The sequence below is a fragment of the Maribacter arenosus genome (assembly GCF_014610845.1).
Classification (GTDB): Bacteria; Bacteroidota; Bacteroidia; order Flavobacteriales; family Flavobacteriaceae; genus Maribacter_A; species Maribacter_A arenosus.
Window position 1 is genome coordinate 1 of the sequence record NZ_JABTCG010000001.1, and the last position, 19,012, is coordinate 19,012.

Annotated in this window: 19 protein-coding genes; 10 read left to right on the plus strand and 9 right to left on the minus strand. The window is 38.3% G+C overall.

Annotation, left to right across the window (positions count from 1 at the left end):
• Window positions 1-144 precede the first annotated feature (144 nt).
• The gene (locus tag HPE63_RS00005) at window positions 145-537 is read left to right on the plus strand and encodes a hypothetical protein (RefSeq protein ID WP_188312180.1); all 393 of its coding nucleotides are present in this window, start codon (window positions 145-147) and stop codon (window positions 535-537) included.
• Window positions 538-910: 373 nt separating this feature from the next.
• A complete protein-coding gene (locus HPE63_RS00010; RefSeq protein WP_188312181.1) occupies window positions 911-2,731 on the plus strand; it encodes a pyruvate kinase in 1,821 nt (606 codons plus the stop codon).
• A gap of 229 nt (window positions 2,732-2,960) precedes the next feature.
• On the opposite strand, the gene HPE63_RS00015 is transcribed toward HPE63_RS00010, so the two are convergent.
• Genes HPE63_RS00015 through HPE63_RS00025 form a run of 3 tightly spaced genes read right to left on the minus strand, consistent with a single transcriptional unit; the run spans window position 2,961 to window position 4,512 of the window.
• Window positions 2,961-3,416, minus strand: a complete 456-nt coding sequence (locus tag HPE63_RS00015; protein WP_188312182.1) for a hypothetical protein — start codon at window positions 3,414-3,416, stop codon at window positions 2,961-2,963.
• Window positions 3,406-3,936, minus strand: a complete 531-nt coding sequence (locus HPE63_RS00020; protein WP_188312183.1) for a hypothetical protein — start codon at window positions 3,934-3,936, stop codon at window positions 3,406-3,408. Before HPE63_RS00020 ends, HPE63_RS00015 begins: the two co-directional genes overlap by 11 nt.
• 33 nt (window positions 3,937-3,969) lie before the next feature.
• Window positions 3,970-4,512: an RNA polymerase sigma factor gene (locus HPE63_RS00025; RefSeq protein ID WP_188312184.1), complete on the minus strand. Its 543-nt coding sequence runs from the start codon at window positions 4,510-4,512 to the stop codon at window positions 3,970-3,972.
• A 224-nt stretch (window positions 4,513-4,736) separates the two neighbouring features.
• Between HPE63_RS00025 and HPE63_RS00030 the strand changes: the two genes are divergently transcribed.
• Window positions 4,737-5,936 carry a serpin family protein gene (locus HPE63_RS00030; RefSeq protein ID WP_188312185.1) on the plus strand — a complete coding sequence of 400 codons (1,200 nt, stop codon included), beginning with the start codon at window positions 4,737-4,739 and terminating at the stop codon, window positions 5,934-5,936.
• A gap of 70 nt (window positions 5,937-6,006) precedes the next feature.
• On the opposite strand, the gene HPE63_RS00035 is transcribed toward HPE63_RS00030, so the two are convergent.
• The 4 genes from HPE63_RS00035 to HPE63_RS00050 all read right to left on the minus strand — a co-directional run bounded on the left by HPE63_RS00035 (window position 6,007) and on the right by HPE63_RS00050 (window position 11,150).
• On the minus strand, window positions 6,007-7,827 hold the full coding sequence (locus HPE63_RS00035) for an ABC transporter ATP-binding protein (protein WP_188312186.1): 1,821 nt from the start codon (window positions 7,825-7,827) through the stop codon (window positions 6,007-6,009).
• On the minus strand, window positions 7,827-9,536 hold the full coding sequence (locus HPE63_RS00040; protein WP_188312187.1) for a phospho-sugar mutase: 1,710 nt from the start codon (window positions 9,534-9,536) through the stop codon (window positions 7,827-7,829). Before HPE63_RS00040 ends, HPE63_RS00035 begins: the two co-directional genes overlap by 1 nt.
• Before the next feature lie 26 nt (window positions 9,537-9,562).
• Window positions 9,563-10,537, minus strand: a complete 975-nt coding sequence (locus HPE63_RS00045; protein WP_188312188.1) for a glycosyltransferase family 2 protein — start codon at window positions 10,535-10,537, stop codon at window positions 9,563-9,565.
• Window positions 10,538-10,628: 91 nt separating this feature from the next.
• Window positions 10,629-11,150 (minus strand): DUF4199 domain-containing protein, encoded by a 522-nt coding sequence (locus tag HPE63_RS00050; RefSeq protein ID WP_188312189.1) that lies wholly within the window; start codon window positions 11,148-11,150, stop codon window positions 10,629-10,631.
• Window positions 11,151-11,314: 164 nt separating this feature from the next.
• Here HPE63_RS00050 and HPE63_RS00055 point away from each other — a divergent pair, with 164 nt between their 5' ends.
• The 3 genes from HPE63_RS00055 to mtaB all read left to right on the plus strand — a co-directional run bounded on the left by HPE63_RS00055 (window position 11,315) and on the right by mtaB (window position 14,292).
• Window positions 11,315-11,611, plus strand: a complete 297-nt coding sequence (locus HPE63_RS00055) for a type B 50S ribosomal protein L31 (protein WP_188312190.1) — start codon at window positions 11,315-11,317, stop codon at window positions 11,609-11,611.
• A gap of 83 nt (window positions 11,612-11,694) precedes the next feature.
• The gene (locus HPE63_RS00060) at window positions 11,695-12,867 is read left to right on the plus strand and encodes a GlmU family protein (RefSeq protein WP_188312191.1); all 1,173 of its coding nucleotides are present in this window, start codon (window positions 11,695-11,697) and stop codon (window positions 12,865-12,867) included.
• A 96-nt stretch (window positions 12,868-12,963) separates the two neighbouring features.
• Complete coding sequence (gene mtaB / locus HPE63_RS00065) at window positions 12,964-14,292, plus strand: tRNA (N(6)-L-threonylcarbamoyladenosine(37)-C(2))-methylthiotransferase MtaB (protein ID WP_188312192.1); 1,329 nt, start codon at window positions 12,964-12,966, stop codon at window positions 14,290-14,292.
• Between the two features lie 45 nt (window positions 14,293-14,337).
• Here mtaB and HPE63_RS00070 read toward each other — a convergent pair whose 3' ends face one another.
• On the minus strand, window positions 14,338-14,631 hold the full coding sequence (locus tag HPE63_RS00070; RefSeq protein WP_188312193.1) for a GNAT family N-acetyltransferase: 294 nt from the start codon (window positions 14,629-14,631) through the stop codon (window positions 14,338-14,340).
• Window positions 14,632-14,795: 164 nt separating this feature from the next.
• On the opposite strand from HPE63_RS00070, the gene HPE63_RS00075 reads away from it, so the two are divergent.
• From HPE63_RS00075 to cls, 3 genes are all read left to right on the plus strand, one after another.
• The gene (locus tag HPE63_RS00075) at window positions 14,796-15,458 is read left to right on the plus strand and encodes an alpha/beta hydrolase family protein (RefSeq protein ID WP_188312194.1); all 663 of its coding nucleotides are present in this window, start codon (window positions 14,796-14,798) and stop codon (window positions 15,456-15,458) included.
• A gap of 202 nt (window positions 15,459-15,660) precedes the next feature.
• Complete coding sequence (locus HPE63_RS00080; protein WP_188312195.1) at window positions 15,661-16,620, plus strand: lytic transglycosylase domain-containing protein; 960 nt, start codon at window positions 15,661-15,663, stop codon at window positions 16,618-16,620.
• A gap of 2 nt (window positions 16,621-16,622) precedes the next feature.
• Window positions 16,623-18,086 (plus strand): cardiolipin synthase, encoded by a 1,464-nt coding sequence (gene cls, locus HPE63_RS00085; protein ID WP_188312196.1) that lies wholly within the window; start codon window positions 16,623-16,625, stop codon window positions 18,084-18,086.
• Here the strand turns inward: cls and HPE63_RS00090 are convergent.
• A complete protein-coding gene (locus HPE63_RS00090) occupies window positions 18,083-18,598 on the minus strand; it encodes a DUF2892 domain-containing protein (protein ID WP_188312197.1) in 516 nt (171 codons plus the stop codon). The genes cls and HPE63_RS00090 overlap by 4 nt on opposite strands.
• A gap of 225 nt (window positions 18,599-18,823) precedes the next feature.
• Between HPE63_RS00090 and rpmH the strand changes: the two genes are divergently transcribed.
• Entirely contained in the window at window positions 18,824-18,982 is a 159-nt protein-coding gene (gene rpmH / locus HPE63_RS00095) for a 50S ribosomal protein L34 (RefSeq protein ID WP_089887732.1), read from the plus strand.
• Window positions 18,983-19,012 lie beyond the last annotated feature (30 nt).

Consider the following 19,012-nt stretch of genomic DNA (forward strand, 5'->3'; position numbering starts at 1 on the left):
TTTCGCCTCCGATCAGCAAATGCTTTAAAGTAATGTTTCTGCCCTTGAACATGATTTGATTTTTGTAAATATCAAAAAACAAAATAATTTAACCGTACCTTATACGAATAGGATACGTATACTGAGCTATTAAATGATAAAACCATGAGATTGTATAAAGAATGTCTTCATTGTGGCAAGGAATTGGAAGGTAGGACGGATAAGAAATTCTGTGATCCACAGTGTAAAAGCTCCTTTCAGTACCAGAAGGAAAAAAACCGTCCAGAGCGGTTTTACAATAAAGTTGATAATCAACTAAAGCTCAATCGAAAGATATTGAAGGAATATAATAAAGGTGGCAAGGTAATCGTAAGGGCGGATATCTTATTGAAACTGGGTTTTGACCCCAATTTTTTCACCCATTATTGGAAGAACCAAAAGGAGGATGTTTATCTATTCGTATATGAATATGGATTTTTGAAAAGAAAAGAGAAGGATAAAGAAAAATATATCCTAATTATTTGGCAAGAGTATATGCAAAAAGATAGTAAGGTATGAAATACGGTGACAATATAAGGTGATTTCAGCAATTAGGATTATGTAAATCCTGAATCAAAGGGAATAACAAAATGGATGGCATGGCCTTCGCAGTTCAACCTGACTGTAATCAAGGGTTGAATAGGTTTTGAATCCAGCTAGATGAATATGAATTTATTCCCATAAAACCATTGACATTTTATCACCTACAGTAGTATAATGTACGAAGCTATTGGCTAAAATCTGGGATTGGCCTAAGATGGCTACCAACTACTATAATATATCTTTATTTATATTATATATTCATTCTAGAATATGATCTTTATCATTATTTTGATCAACAAGTCCCAAGTATATTTGATATAATACAACTCCTGATTTAAAACCGCGCTAGATGAATATAAATAAAGAGAAAGTAAAGGAATTGATTGCACAAATCGAAATCATCCTCGATGCCATTCGTCTTGAAGAAGCAAATGCTGAAGCTCTTTTAGCGCAGATAAACCCTGAGTATTTTAAAAGTGCACGGAATTTAATTCATTATAACGCATTTAGAAAATTCGACCTTAGAACCACCCAAAAAGAGTTACAGAACATAGGATTGACAAGGCTTGCCAAAGCTGAAGGCCATTTATTGTCCAGCGTGTTGAAGACCAGGTTTATACTTTATCGCTTAATAGGGGATATACCCACTGAAAATTCAAAGGCAGGATTATCTATAAAAAATGGGAAAAGACTTTTGAATAAACATACAAAAGAACTTTTTGGCACTCGACCCAAGGGAAGAAGAGTACGGATTATGGTCACACAGCCAACACAAGCTGCATATGATTATCCAATGGTTCATGAAATGGTGCAACATGGCATGAACTGTGCACGAATAAATTGCGCCCATGACAATCCGGAAATTTGGGAAAAAATCATTCTAAATGTACAGAAAGCCGCTAAGGCAAATGGAAAAAAAGTAAAAATCGCAATGGACCTTGCCGGGCCAAAAATAAGGACGGGTAACATAACGCCGGGTCCTCAGATTCGTAAGTTTACCCCAGTGCGTGATAAAAGCGGTAACACCATAGGTCCTGCATTAATCGTACTGGTACCAGAGGTCAAGGACGCCACTAAGCCCAACACCTTGCCTGTTGGGTTAGAGTGGCTTCAGAAATTGGCTCTGGGTGATAAATTGACCCTATCCGATACTAGGGATAAACTGAGAAAACTAAAGGTTGTACATGTAGAAGACCAACAGGTTCATTTACATTGTTACAAGACTTCCTATATCGGTACAGGTACCATTATTGGTTGTATGAATCGGGAATTGGAAAATGGTACAGTGGGGGAACTTCCTTCAATAGAACAGGCGATTTTGCTTAGAACCAATGACATGCTTACCATTACTAAATCACATACAATAGGAAACCCTGCAATATACGATGAAGATGGGAATCTCATTGAGCGGGCAACTATTCCGTGCCAGCTCTCAGAGGTCTTTGATAGGGTAAAGAAAGGAGAAACAATTTTATTCGATGATGGTAAAATTGAGGGTCATATAGAGGCCATATTTCCCGATTATTTTGAGGTACGGATTACAAGGGCGATGGAAAAAGGATCTAAATTGAAAGCTGAAAAAGGAATAAATTTTCCAAATACGGACCTTGGAATCAGTGGACTTACTGCCAAAGATAAGGTGGACCTAGAGTTTGTGGCGAAATATGCCGACGTCGTTAATTTCTCTTTTGTTAACTCAAAGGATGATGTAGAGGAGTTATTAAGCGAATTGGAAAAGTGGGATGCTGTCAACAAGCTTAGTATCATTCTAAAAATAGAGACGCGCCTTGCTTTTGATAACCTCGTGGAAATTCTACTTGCCGCATTGAAGGTCAAGTATATAGGTGTAATGATAGCTAGGGGCGACCTTGCCGTAGAAACCGGTTGGGATAGTATAAGTAAGGTTCAGGAAGAAATTTTGGCCTTGTGCGGTGCAGCCCACGTGCCTGTGGTATGGGCGACCCAGGTATTGGAAAGTTTTGCGAAAGAAGGATTGCCCTCTCGGGCCGAGATCACGGATGCAACAGCCTCATTGAAGGCAGAATGTGTTATGTTGAATAAAGGACCCTATATTAATGACGTATTGCAATTGTTGAATAAAATCCTATCCCTTATGGAGCAGTTTCATGAGAAAAATGTATCGATGCTACCAAGAATGGAAAAATTATAAATACCGTGGCCTTATTTATGAAAGCGGGAGACTATCGCGATAATAACTATTGAAAAGTCGGCCACCACAGCTCAATAAGTGTTAACAACATGGATTATTGGTAATCGGCATTTCTAATCACCTTTCGCTGTACTCTGAACAAAAAACCATTATCACTAGTTCATAAAAAATTAGACCGCCAATTTAGACGGTCTAATTTATATAGGATAACATTATTTTTCGTTTAAAATCATCTATTGCCTCCACTATTCTTTTGGCGGTATTGCTGTAGTAAACGCCGTTTAAAACCCCTCTCAGTTTTCAATAACAGGAAGGTTTTCTTTGCGGAAATGACGTTCTGAATATCCTTTAGAAATTTTTGATCAGCTTCATGTTTTTCGTTTTCAAGAGCAATGAGATTTTTAAATAACACCTCTGACTCTTTATCAGACAGGGATTCCATATCCCTTAACTTTCCGTAGATCTGACTGCGCTCTTTTTCCCTAAAGCCTTCCATTTGCTCTTCATGCGCATTGTAAATCGGCCAAAAGGCCTGGGCTTCCTTACTTGTTAAATCCAATCGTTCCGTAATATAAGCTACCTTTAACGATTTTATTTTATCCTTATTAAATTCCCGTTGTCCAAATAACAAAGTCGTAGTGGACAGTACGAAGACAATAGTCAGTATATTTTTACTAATATTCATAATCTGTTAGGTTTAATTCTTCAAAATCATCTAAACTATTATCCAAATAATCAATGATATTCTCATCCTCGAATTCATTTTCCAGAACATCGGATATCTCCAAATCATCCACTGGGATCACTTCCGCAATTTCATAGGTCGAAAATCCGGAAGCGGTATGCTCAAAATAGTCTTCAATCTCGGTTTTCGCCAAGCTCTCGAAGGTAGGTTCCGCTGATTGGGTATAACGGATGCCGATCGTCAAAAGAACCAAGGCGGCAATAGCAGCTGCATAATACAGGTATTTAGCACGCGGATTTAAGGGTATTACCTTGGTTTCATCCTGATCCAATTTTTTCAGAATTTTCGAATTCAATCCTTCAAAATAAGCATCCGGTACTAAAAAACCACTCGATTTTGACGACAATAGATCACGCTGATTATCTTTTTGGGTAGATATTCTATCCATAAGCTTATCAGTAAACCCTTCGAAGTAACCTTCGGGGGTTTTGAAATTCGCATTGTCTTTAGATGTTTTCATGTCTATTATTTGACTATCAATAGTTTAAATGGTTTAATCCTCTTTTAAAAAAGATTCCAATTTTTTAACGGCCAAGTGATATGATGCTTTTAAACCACCAACCGAGGTATTCAAAATTGACGAGATTTCTTCGTATTTCAATTCCTGAAAATACTTCATATTAAAGACCAATTTTTGCTTTTCTGGAAGTCTGGCTATCGCTTCTTGCAATTTCATTTGAATCTCATCCCCATCAAAATAGACATCGGCTTGTAAGTTGGTCACCATTCTATCTTGTAATTCAGCATCACTAATACCAAGCTTGTTCGATTTTTTCTTTAAAAATGTCAATGCTTCGTTGGTGGCGATACGGTACATCCATGAAAACAATTGACTATCCCCCTTGAACCCATTTATGTTTTTATAGACCTTGATAAACGTATTTTGCAACACATCATCCGCATCATCATGGTTTAACACAATTCTTCGTATATGCCAATAGAGCCTTTCTTTGTAAGTGTTGACCAACACTTCAAAGGCCTTAGCTTGTTTGGCTTTATCCTTTAGGTCATGTACCAAAGTTTCTTCAACAATCAAAGGGAAAGGTTTTGTCTTTGACTATAAAAGTAACAAAAGGTTTAATGTTTTGGTTTGTGATTGGAAAGAAATGCCACTGTTAGGAAAATGAATTTTTAAATGTGTAGACATTCAATATGTATTCGCTGATTCCTTAGTACTGATTCTTTTCTTTTCTCCCTAATTTTAATGATGATAATAAACAACCTTTTACGGCATGGTGTATCTACTATAAAAAGAAGTATATGAAATTCAAAGAAGTGTTTTTGGTAACTTTTATGATCTTTTTGGCAAGTTGTAGTACTTCGGATGATGGTGATATGGGCTATGATTCTGAACTAGAGTCTGCCGAGGCTAAGGCCATGGTGTTGACTAACAACACGTTTGCCCTAGATTTCTTCAAGGAAATTTCAAAGGATGGCGAAGCGGAAAACTATATGGTTTCTCCATTAAGTCTTTCTATGGCATTAGGTATGACCTATAATGGGGCAGATGGTGACACCGAGTCTGCCTTTGGCGATGTCTTGGGGTATGAAGATGTGGACGGGGCCAACAAATTTAATCAGAAATTGATGAAATCGCTTATGGCAGATGGAAGTGGGGCAAGGTTGAATTTGGCCAATGCGATCTGGATTCGGAACGATTTTCCGGTAGAGCGGGACTTTGTTGCCGTTAATAAAACGTTTTACAACGCCGAAGTCGACAATTTGGATTTTAGTGATGTCAAGGCGGTGGAGGTTGTTAATAAATGGGCTTATGACCATACCAAAGGCAAAATTGACAAATTAATTGAAGAGTTCGATAATAGTACGGTTCTTTTTTTGGCCAATGCCCTTTATTTTAAGGGTACTTGGAAGTTTGAGTTTAAACCCAGCGACACTGAACAGGCGGCATTCCATACTTCAAATGGCACGGCACAAGTTCCTATGATGGCTATGAGCGCTACTGTACCCCATTTTACAAACGATACTTTTTCTTCGATTATCCTTCCCTATAAGAACGACCGTTATCAAATGGCAGTGTTCTTGCCCCATGAGGATTTTGATACCAACGATATTGTAGCTGACCTTTCTATGAAAAATTTAGGAAACTGGCTAGAGCGTTATACTGAAAGAGGATTAGATATAAAATTGCCAAAGTTCAAGAAAGAATATGAAAACGAGCTTAACGACGAATTGGCCAATATGGGTCTAGGGATTGCCTTTTCCAGTAATGCGGATTTTGGAAAAATAAACAGTGAAGCTTTATTGCGAATATCCAAAGTCTTTCAAAAGACCTTTATTGAGGTCAACGAGGAAGGCACGGAAGCTGCTGCAGTAACGGGAGTGGAAATTATAATGACTTCAGGGACGCCCTCTTTCGTTGTAAATCGTCCTTTTTTATATATGATACGGGACAGCTATACCGGATCAATCTGTTTTATGGGCAGGGTAGGTAGGCCTTGATTAATTTTAGATGCCTCCAAGTTGGAATACTTAAAAGAATAATATACATATTCCAAAACAGTCTCTTAAATCAAAATGATTGCATTTCAACTAGTTTTCTGTAGGCTCCGTTCTTCGCCAATAGTTCGGTATGTGAACCTTGTTCAACAATTTTCCCTTTTTGAAGCACTACAATGCTGCTGGCACTTTGGATGGTTGACAGGCGATGGGCAATAACAATTGAGGTTCTGTTGCGCATCATTTTCTCCAAGGCATCCTGTACCAGGCGTTCGCTTTCGGTATCGAGAGCGGAAGTGGCTTCATCCAAGATCATGATCGGCGGATTCTTCAAAACAGCCCTTGCGATAGACAACCGTTGTTTTTGGCCTCCACTAAGTTTATTGCCGCTATCCCCAATATTGGTGTCATATCCTTGGGGTAGTGCCGATATGAATTCATGGGCATTTGCAATTTTCGCCGCTGCTATTATTTCGTCTTCCGATGCGTTCTCCTTGCCCATACCAATATTATTGCCTACGGTATCATTGAACAATATGGAATCTTGTGTCACCAAGCCCATTAATCCTCGTAATGATTTCTTGGAGATATCCTTAATATTGACTCCGTCAATTTGAATCTCACCTTCATTCACGTCATAAAAACGGGTGACCAAATTGGCAATCGTACTTTTTCCACTACCCGATTGGCCCACAAGTGCTATGGTATCGCCTTTCGAGACCTTGAGGTCAAAGTTTTTAAGCACATACTCCTCTTCATATTTAAAGGCGATGTTATTAAGAACGATATCTTGGTCAAAAGTTGTTTTATCCAAGGCATTTGCCTTATCGATAATAGGGTTTTCGGTTTCTAAAATTTGAAGTACCCGTTCCGCTGCGGCATTCCCTTTTTTAACTCCGAACGATGCTTTGCTAATGGCTTTTGCGGGAGTTAAAATATTATAAGCCAATCCCATGTAAGCAATGAACGATGAGGCATCAAGGGTCTTATCTACCAATACCATTTTGCCCCCAAACCATAAGAGTACACCAATGACCAAAATGCCCAAAAATTCCCCAGTAGGGGAAGCGAGGTTCTGGCGGTTTAATAATTTGTTCGAAAATTTAAAAAAACGCTCTGTAGAGGTACTGAATGTTTTATAAAAGCGGGATTCCGCATTGAAAGCCTTGATCACCCGTAATCCGCCCAAAGTCTCTTCCACGATTGATAAAAACTCCCCTTGTTCTTTCTGTACCCGATCCGACTTTTTTTTCAGCGATTTACCAATTCTGGAAATAATCGCACCAGCTATCGGAATAAATATGAAAACAAAAAAAGTAAGCTTTGAACTGATTCCGAACATGATGATTATGGTGAACACGATAGTGAGTGGTTCACGTACAATCAACTCTAATATAGATAGAAAAGAATGTTGGATTTCGAGCACATCCGAGGTAATCCGGGCAATGACATCCCCTTTTCGTTTTTCGGAATAGTAAGAAATAGGCAATTCTGTAATCTTTTTGTACATCGCGTTGCGAACATCCTTCAAAACGCCATTTCGCAAAAATGTAATAAAGTACATGGCCGCGTAGTTGAAGAAGTTTTTTAACAAGAACAAAATCAAAACGAGCCCAATGACAAGGACTAGGCCCTTCATTTGGTCGTCCCCGGAATATGCCGTTACCTTGAAATTTATAAAATCTTGGAGATAGTCCTTTAAATGGCCCAAATCAGTATAGATGGGCTCCCTAAGTACCTTTTTCTCCGGTTTAAAAAGTACATCCAACATTGGAATCAACGCGGCAAAGGACAAAGCGCTGAACAGTGCATAGAGGATATTGAAGAATATATTTAGAAACCCGTATTTCTTATAAGGCTTCGCAAAGCGAAGAATTTTCTTGAAATAGTCCATTAACCGAGCTTCAATTCACTTACGATCCGATTTATTTTTTTATCCAGCTCGCTACCTACTTTCTTAAAGTTATCCGCATGGTCCAATTCAGCGTTGATGCTGAAATAGAATTTGATTTTCGGCTCCGTACCACTAGGTCTTGCAGCCATACGGGTACCATTTTTTGTCGTATATATCAAGACATTGGATTTTGGAATATCGATGGTTTCGGTTTTTCCGGTTAGTACGTTGGTCGCTATTGAGGTATTGTAATCATGGATCCATTCGACTTTGGATCCATCTATTTCCTTGATAGGATTTTCTCGGTAGTCGACCATCATTTGCTTGATTTCCTCCGCACCGCTAATACCCTTTTTGGTCATAGAAATCAATTTTTCTTTATAGAAACCATAATCAACATAACATTGGATTAATTCCTTATAAAATGAACTCCCCTTGGCTTTGGCATCGGATGCAATTTCACAGGCCAGGAGGGTAGAGGTTACCGCATCCTTATCCCGAACAAAATCACCGACCATAAACCCAAAACTTTCTTCACCGCCCCCAACAAAATGTTGATTTGGGAAATCCTTGATCATTTTGGCAATCCATTTAAAACCGGTCAAGGCTACTTTACATTCCACCCCATAGGCTTTGGCCAGGGCAATCATCATAGGTGTGGATACAATTGTAGAAGCGATAAATTCATTGCCTTGCATGCCTTTTTCCTTGCGATTGTCCAATAAGAACTTGGTCATCATGATCATCGTCTGGTTCCCATTCAGCAATTCCATTTTTCCTTCCAAATTTCGAACGGCTATCCCCAAACGATCACTATCAGGGTCAGTGCCCACGACCATATCGGCCCCAATTTCCTCGGCCTTTTTAATGGCCATGGAAAGGGCTTCAGGTTCTTCCGGGTTGGGTGACACTACGGTTGGGAAATTCCCATCAGGTTTAGATTGTTCCTCGATCAAGGTAACATTGTTATAGCCGGCCCGTTTTAAAACCTCAGGAATCGCCGTGATGGAAGTGCCGTGCAAGGAAGTGAAAACGATTTTAAACTTATCCTTACCGGCAGCATTGAAATTTCCATTGGCGACGGAAGCTTCAATAAAAGCTTCATCAACTTCGGTATCGATCATTTCAATCAGGTTTTCGTTTGCCTTGAAGTTGATGTCTTCATACCTAAGATTTTCAATCGCTGTAATGATCGCACCATCTTGGGGAGGTACGATTTGACCTCCATCGGTCCAATAAACCTTGTATCCATTATATTCAGGAGGATTGTGCGAAGCGGTCAAGACTATCCCGGCATGGCAATCTAAATGCCTTACGGCAAACGATAATTCAGGGGTGGTTCGTAGCTCGGAAAATAGATAGACCTTTATGCCATTGGCCGAGAAGACATTAGCCACCGTTTTGGCGAGTGTGTCGCTATTGTGTCTGCAATCATAAGCGATTACTACTTTTATTTCCTTACCGGCATATACCTTCTTAAGGTAATTACTAAGTCCCTGCGTACTTTTTCCCAATGTATATTTGTTGATCCTATTGGTACCAACACCCATAAGCCCTCGCATACCTCCAGTTCCAAATTCCATATTCTTGTAAAACCGGTCTTTTAACCCTTCGGGATCGTTGGCTATTAATTGTTTAATTTCAGTTTTGACCTCAGCATCGAAGAAATCTGAAAGCCAACTTTGGGCAGTAGTTAATATAGCATCCATTTAATCGTTGTTTTTGATAGGTTAATTTACGAAGAAAATTGCTCTTTTTCTTGGGTAAGGTTCAATTCTTCCGATATATTATAACGTTTTTCGTCTTTCCTTGAACGTACCATGATTTCCCCCAAAAAACCAGCCAAGAACAATTGTGTTCCTATAATCATCGAAGTCAGTGAAATAAAGAATTCCGGGCGATCCGTAATGAGACGGGCTGTTGGATTGATAAAAAGTTTATCAATACCCAGATATAGCGCAAATCCGAAACCGATAATGAACATGATCACGCCCAGTGCACCGAAGAGATGCATGGGTCTTTTCCCAAATTTTGAAACAAACCAAATGGTGATCAAATCTAAAAAACCGTTTATAAATCGTTCCATACCAAATTTGGTTTTACCATATTTTCGGGCTTGATGTTGCACTATTTTTTCCCCTATATTTCCAAATCCGGCACTTTTTGCCAAAACAGGAATGTATCGATGCATTTCACCTCGCACCTCAATGTTTTTAATAACTTCCTTTTTGTAGGCTTTTAAGCCACAATTGAAATCATTCAATTTTACCCCCGAGGTTTTACGTGCTGCCCAATTGAACAATTTAGAGGGTAGGTTTTTGGAAATGACCGAATCGTACCGCTTTTTCTTCCACCCGGAAACAAGATCATACCCTTGGTTCTTGATCAAATCATATAATTCAGGAATTTCCTCTGGATTATCCTGTAGGTCGGCATCCATCGTAATCACCACATCGCCCAAAGCTTCTTTAAATCCGGCATGTAAGGCTTGTGATTTACCAAAATTCTTGGTAAACCGTATGGCTTTTACATTGGGGTTTTCAATAGTAAGCTTGGTAATCACCTCCCATGAACCATCCGTACTACCATCATCTATAAACAGAATTTCGTACAAAAAACGATTGGATTGCATAACTTTTACAATCCAATCATGAAGTTCGATTAAGGAATCTTCTTCGTTTAGTAAGGGTATTACTATGGATAGGTTCATTGAAAACTTCTGAAATTCTTTTCAAAAGTACAATTTTGACTTTGAACTCGTTTGAACTTTTTAAGCCAAATAAAAAAGTTAGGTCGATGCTTTAGTATGCCGGCTTTTGTTTTTTCATGATCAGACCTATTATCAAACCGAGTACCAAACCTATTATTATATTGATTATCAAACCAATGGGATAAAATAACCAGCTGAATTTTTTTTGCATTTCGATGCCTTGGTCAATTTGCTCTTCGGTAAGCTGGGGATTGTTTTCCAATGCCGTTTGCTTTCCAATTTCATACGCTTTGTCCCAATAATCGGGCTCAATAAAATTAGATTGGATAAAGAAATACAATAAACCTAGAATGCCTGCGATTAAGGCGACTCCAGTCCCTATTTTCATTGCCTCCGAAAGCGTTAAAAAACCACCATTGGCTTTTTTAAACGACGAAATTGCCAGAACAATCGCGGCTGCGGCGAGAATCAGGGAAATGATCTGTACCGCCGTATTTCTTTCATAATGCATGTCCATTGTAAAAAGCATTATTGAAAAAACTATGGAAACTATTCCTAAAATAATACCAAAGTTTAATGCATACTTTCCTGTTTTTGGTTGGTTTTCCTCCATTTTAATTATATTTAAGTTATTTGATGTATTAGTGGATCGATTGTGAAATTCGTTACAATTAAAGGTACAAATTTTTCTTTTTTCTTTTTTGGACAATTAATTGTCATTTTGAGAAAAATACTTAAATTTGCAGCTCTAAAATAAGAAGGTATAACATTTTTACGATGAGAAAAGGTATTCACCCAGAGAATTATAGATTGGTAGCATTCAAGGATATGTCCAATGATGATGTATTTCTTACTAAATCAACCGCCAATACCAAGGAAACGTTGGAAGTTGATGGAGTAGAGTATCCATTGGTGAAATTGGAAATATCAAGAACATCACATCCTTTCTATACTGGTAAGGCTAAATTCTTGGATACAGCTGGTCGAATCGATAAGTTCAAAAGCAAATACAAGAAATTCCAAAAAGTCGAAAAAAAGGATAAAGAAAAAGCGGATAAAAAGGATAACGATTAATTGAAGGTTGTTCTTAAACAATAAACTTACGCCCTCGATAGTTATTATCGGGGGCGTTATTTGTTTACAGTAAAATTCCAATTATGAACTATATTCTCTTTGATGGATCGGTTAGGGACGCATTATTGCCTTTTACCTTCACCAGACCAGTGGCAGATATCAGGATCGGTATTCTTACCATCCGTGAGAAATGGGAGCAATATTTGAATACGACCACGACGACGGTAACCGAGGATTATCTTTCTGAGAAGTATCCCATGGTGGAGATGGAAGAAAATGTATTGATCAATTCATCTTTTCTACCCAATAAGGAATTAGTCCGTATGGTAAAGTCGCTAAAAAGGAATGAGGCCATTTTTAAAGGGGAAGAAGTGATTGCCTTTTTTTCGTTAGAAGCCCAGGAAGTCGACTTTTCAACCTTTACCCAAATTGAGTTTGAGGAGGATGTGTTGCGCATAGAGCATACTTGGGATATTTTTTCCAAAAATGCGGAGGCCCTTCAAGCTGATTTCAATTTTATAACCGAAGGAAGAACCACTGCACCAATTTCAGAAACAAATAGCCTAATACATCCCGAGAATATATTTCTAGAAGAAGGTGCCAGTGTTGAATACAGTATTTTGAATGCCACTGAGGGTCCTATCTATTTAGGAAAGGATTCCGAGGTTTGGGAAGGTAGCTTAATTCGGGGTGCTTTTGCCCTTTGCAACAATGCGGTTGTGAAAATGGGCGCAAAGATTTATGGTGCTACAACCGTCGGTCCGTTCGGAAAGGTTTGTGGTGAAATCAGCAATTCGGTAATTTTTGGCTATTCAAGTAAAGGACATGAGGGCTACTTAGGGAATGCCGTATTAGGGGAATGGTGCAACATTGGGGCGGATTCTAACAATTCCAATCTCAAGAACAATTATGCCAAGGTAAGAATGTGGAATTACGCTACCGAGAGTTTTGAGCAAACAGGGTTACAATTTTGCGGACTTATGATGGGGGATCATAGTAAAACGGCCATCAATACCATGTTCAATACAGGAACGGTTATCGGGGTCAACTGTAATATATATGTCCCTGGTTTTCCAAGAAATTTTGTTCCAAGTTTTAGTTGGGGTGGTGCATCGGGATTCACTGTATACCCGACCAACAAGGCCTTTGAAGCAGCTAAGGTAATGATGGCACGTAGAGGTGTCGAGTTTGATGAAAAGGAGGCCAATATTCTTAATCATGTCTTTGAGATTACCAAGAAGTGGCGTAATTACTAACAACGGTAAATCCCTGGTTTGGCTGACTGTAAACAGGTTTCAAAATCCTAGTTCTAATTTGGTATATTTGCAGTCCATTTTTCAGGTAGTATTTTAATGAAGAAAAAAGTCGGTTTTTATACCTTGGGATGTAAGCTTAATTACTCTGAAACCTCTACCATAGCCAGAGATTTTCAGGAAGAGGGTTATGAGCGTGTTGACTTCACCGAGAAAGCCGATATGTATGTGATCAATACCTGTTCGGTAACGGAGAATGCCGATAAGCGATTTAAATCCATCGTAAAACAGGCACTTAAAATAAACCCCAAAGCCTTTGTGGCCGCCATTGGTTGTTATGCGCAATTGAAACCGGAGCAATTGGCGGATGTTGATGGTGTTGATCTGGTCTTGGGGGCTACTGAAAAGTTCAAGTTAGCGGATTATATAAATGACCTTTCCAAAAATGAAATAGGGGTGGTGCATTCTTGCGAAATAGATGAGGCCGATTTCTATGTAGGCAGTTATGCCATAGGTGATCGGACCAGGGCATTTTTAAAGGTACAGGATGGGTGCGATTACAAATGCACCTTTTGTACCATACCCTTGGCGCGTGGCATTTCCCGAAGTGATACGTTGAAAAACGTGCTCAAGAATGCCAAGGAAATCTCAGAAAAAGGAATTAAGGAAATTGTACTTACCGGTGTCAATATTGGGGATTTTGGGAAGGGTGAATTCGGGGATAAAAAACATGAACATACGTTTTTGGACCTAGTGCGGGCTTTGGATGGAGTAAAAGGCATACATAGATTACGAATTTCATCCATAGAACCCAACCTGCTGAAAAACGAAACCATCGACTTTGTTGCGAATAGTAATTCGTTCGTACCCCATTTCCATATTCCCTTGCAAAGCGGTAGCGATGAAATATTAAAACAAATGAAGCGTCGTTATTTACGTGGATTGTATGTTGATAGGGTCAATAGAATAAAGCAAGTTATGCCTGATGCCTGTATTGGCGTTGATGTCATTGTTGGTTTTCCAGGGGAAACCGATGCCCATTTTTTGGAAACCTATCATTTTTTAAATGAACTTGACATTTCGTATTTACATGTCTTTACCTATTCTGAACGTGACAATACACCTGCCGCTACCATGGCTGGTCCAGTACCTAAAAACGTCAGAAACAAAAGGAGTAAAATGCTTCGTGGATTATCGGTGAAAAAACGCAGGGCATTTTATGAAAGTCAATTAGGAAGTAGTAAAACGGTTTTGTTTGAAGGGGAAAACAAAGAAGGGTACATTCACGGGTTTACCGAGAATTATGTGAAGGTCAAATATCCTTGGAACCCTAAGTTGGTGAATACCTTGCACGAAGTAATGCTCACTGAAATCGATGTTGATGGTCTCGTACGATTTGAGTTTGTAAAAAATAAGGTAACCGCATAAAAAATCCCGCTTAACTAGCGGGATTTTTTTAAATCTTTTTCCAACTTAAATTCGAATACCTACAGGAAGCATTTCCTTGTATTGCCTATTCTTTCTTAAAAAACCAGCAATTTGGGGACTTGTAGGCACAACCCTTTGGTTTTGCTCTTGTATGAGATGTAATACCGATCTGATAAAATCCTCTTTGAAACCCTCTTTTGTGATTTCTTCAGGCACTACCAATTTTGTTAAAAAAACTTTACGCTCTTGTGAAGAATATTCGATTTTGGCTAAGTGACCATCGACTCTAGTTTCAAATTGGCGCAGGAAACTATTGTCTTTTATTTCTATTTCATTCATATAGTTTGATTTTAAAATTGGTCTAGACAAAAAAATCACGATGTTCTCAACCCGTAATTTTATACTTTTACTTAGTTTGTGAAAATGGTAAAGTCATTTCAAAACAGAATACAAAAGTAATAAAAAAATACGGTTTTCCTAAGAATTTCGTAAGGTATATCCACATGGACCAAGAAAAGACACACGTTTACTTTATGCCAGGTATGGCGGCCAATTCAACGATATTTGAAAACATACATTTGCCTGAGGAAGAATTCGAAACCCACCGTTTAGAATGGTTCGTACCCGATAAGAACATGACATTGGCTTCGTACGCCAAGAAAATGACAAAAACCATAAAACATAGAAACCCTGTATTGATAGGGGTTTCTTTCGGGGGTATCCTGGTTCAGGAGATGGCCAAATTCATTCCAACAAAAAAAGTAATCGTGATTTCAAGTGTAAAAAAATCATCGGAATTGCCCAAGCGAATGTTATTTGCAAAATATACCAAGGTTCATAAATTACTACCTACAGGGTTGGTGAATAATGTGGAGTTGCTGGTCAAGTATGCCTTTGGGGAAACCTTGAATAAAAGATTGGAGCTTTATGAGCAATATTTGTCGATACGGGATAAATATTATATCGATTGGTCAATCGACCAAATCGTAAACTGGAAACAAACGGAATGTTCAAAAAATCTGGTCCATATCCATGGCGACAAAGATGCGGTTTTTCCTATTTCCCACATAAATGATTGTATCCATGTCAAAAATGGCACCCATACGATGATCATTCATAGGGCACGATGGTTTAATGAGCACTTGCCCACAATTATTTTGGAATAAAAGAGTTGTAATACTGTTGCGATACAACCTCAATTACTTAGCGCATGAAACATTGACAAACCTATATATGGGTATTAGGGAGAACAAGCAAGGGATTACATATATATAATATACCGAGGCATACGTTATAGGTAAAGAATTAGTGAATTTACATTTTATTATATTTCTTTGCTACCTTTGAGTTACATCTTAAAAAAAAACTATGAAGATTTTAAAGAATTTATTAATGCTTTTAGGGGTGTTTTTCGTAATCACCACCTTAATATTTGCTGTCCAGAATAATGACGATTCCAAAAACGAAGCGTTACAGGATGTAGTAGTAAATGATGATGATAAAAGCGTCTCAGAGGGCTATAAGATTTCAACTATAGAGATTCCCGAGGATTTGAATTTTGCAGGTGAAGTGGTGCCCCAGGATGATCCTGAAATCATGGAACGTATCGACAGGGAATTTTTAGTGAATACCTATTGGCAATCCAATGCCCTATTATTAATGAAAAGGGCCAATAAATACTTCCCGATCATAGAACCCATTCTTGCCAAGAATGGAATCCCGGACGATTTCAAATATTTGGCCGTAGCCGAAAGCGCCCTTACCAATGTAGTTTCCTATGCTGGGGCCACTGGTTTTTGGCAAATAATGAAGGGAACCGGTAAGGAATACGGACTTGAAATAAATGATAATGTAGATGAACGATACCATTTGGAAAAATCAACCCAAGTTGCTTGTGATTATTTGAATAAATGGAAGGAAAAATATGGAAGCTGGACACTTACGGCTGCAGCGTATAACGCAGGCCCAGGCTCTATCAATAAATTCATGGGTATACAAAAGGTCGATGACTATTATGATTTGTTATTAGGCGAGGAAACTGGGAGATACGTTTTCCGTATTATGGCCATAAAAGAGATTCTTTCCAATCCGGAAAAATACGGTTTTGATATTGATAAGGGAGATATGTACAACGCCGTGCCTACTTTTCAAGTGGAAGTGGATACGCCCATTACGAGCTTTGCCGATTTCGCCCAAAAATATGAAATCAACTACAAAATCCTAAAGCGACATAATGCATGGCTTAGGGAACCCCATTTGAACAATGCTTCAGGTAAAAAGTACACGGTTGAAATCCCAATAAAAGGCTACTATAAAATAGTTAAATAAATATGTTTTCTTTCTTTAAGGAAAACTTATGGCCCATACTGCTTACATTAAATTATGTATTGGTGGTTCTTTTTTCGGTGCTAATAGTACTTAAGAACAAAAATCCTGTTAAAACACTTTCATTTTTGTTTGTTTTGGCCATTTTGCCCTTCTTGGGTATTTTGATCTACTACTTTTTTGGTCAGGATTACAGAAAGTATAAGATTTTTGAGAAGAAATATATTTTTGATAATGAGACCCTTAAGAAATGGCGAAAAGCGTTTCGTCTTGACCAAGAGGAAAGGTCCGATTTTAAGGATGAATTTGGGGAAGGTATCTTCAAATTATATAGTTTGCTGCGTCACAATGAGAAAGCGATTCTCACCTTTGACAATGAGGTGGACCTTCTGATCAATGGCGAACAAAAATTCGAAAGGCTAAAGAAAGACCTTGCCAATGCCGAAGATCATATTCATATGGAATATTTCGTATTCTTGGATGATGAACAAGGAATAAGGATAATAGAAATACTTTGTGAAAAAGCAAGAAATGGGGTGCAGGTCAAACTGATTTATGATGATGTTGGGAGTAATATTACCTCAAGATCTAAACGGCTTTTAACAAATAGTGGCGTAGAACACTATCCATTTCTTCCCGTATTATTTTCCAATTCCACAAGTAAAATCAATTATAGAAACCATCGAAAAATAGTCATAATTGATGGACAGATAGGATATTTGGGCGGAATCAATATCGATAAAAAGTATAATAACAACTTTCAAAACAACCGATATTGGCGGGATACCCATATGCGTATTCAAGGTGCTGCCGTTGGTTCGTTGCAATCCTCTTTTTTCCTTAGTTGGAATTTTGTTGCCAAGAAAGATATCGAATTGAACCAAAAGTATTTTCCCAAGGCCAAACCTGGAATCAATAACCCTATTGCGGTTCAGATTATTGCCAGTGGCCCTGATACCGATTGGGAGAATATTATGGAAGCCATGTTTACGGCCATCAATACGGCGAGGAAACACATTTGTATTACCACGCCGTATTTAATTCCCAATAGTCAGATTCTAACTGCCCTTACTACAGCCTCAAGGAGTGGTGTAGACGTTAAAATCATCATCCCCAGAAAATCTGATTCTTGGGCCGCCCAATATGCAACTGATTCCTATATCGAGCAATTGGCGCGTTCCGGGATTCGCATTTTTCGGTATACGAAAGGATTTGTCCATGCCAAGACTATGATCATCGATGATGTATTTTCTAGCATAGGGACAGCAAACTTGGATTATAGGAGTTTTTCGTTGAATTTTGAAATCAATGCTTTGATTTATAACAAAGGGATAAACCAACAAATGAGACATTTTTTCGAAATGGATATGAAGGAAAGTGAAGAGGTAGATTATGAAAGGTGGAAACAACGTGGGGTAACACGACGCCTGCAGGAATCTTTTAGCAGGTTATGGGCACCTTTACTTTAAATCTTTTTCATTTGCTGCTGCATCATTTTAATCTGCTCGGTGAGCATATTGTTCTTGTCCAATTTTTTGGCTTCATTCAGCAAGGTGGTTGCTTCCCTTTTACGTCGTTTCTGCATGGCGATACCTGCCAGGCTTAACTTTGCCATCGCGGTATCATAATCCATGGTTAGTCCAAATTTCAAGGCTTTTCTGAAATATTTTTCCGCTTGTGTTAAATTCTTCTGAGAGTGGATGATGCCATGTAAATAATTGAAATACCCCTGTTGTTTGGTAATTAGGGCCGTCTCCGGATTTTTAATCTTATCCAGCCATTTCTGGGTTCCTTCCAAATCTTGCTTCCGCATTCGTAGAAAAGCCAACAAAATAATTTCGTTCCTAAAGTAGAGGAAAATGAAGATCAAGGAAAAAAGAATCAGGAATATGCCGTTGCCTATGTTTCCTTCTACAAATTGATAAATAGCATATGCTATGATCAGGCCAGCTATAACGAGTTTAATATTCTTGTTGAACATGGTATGTTACTATTGTCCGTGAGTGAAATTTAAGAAAGGTGATTTCAACACCTTGTGGGGCAAAAGTAATTAAAAACCTAGTTGTAGCCAGTAAGTCAACATGAAAAAAATATTTTTTTGATTAGGTTTGCCAAAGCGAAAACTCTTTGTATATTTGCGCCCAGATTTTGCATAGGTATTCGCAAAATCCTTAAGCACAACAAAGTATTAAAATTAAGCCTGAGGATGAAAAGAACGTATCAGCCATCAAAAAGAAAAAGAAAGAATAAGCATGGCTTTAGAGAGCGCATGGCAACCGTTAATGGTAGAAAGGTTCTTTCTAGAAGAAGAGCTAAAGGAAGAAAAAAATTATCCGTATCCTCTGAGCCGAGACATAAAAAATAATGTTTGAACTTTTTATAATATTTTAAGGTG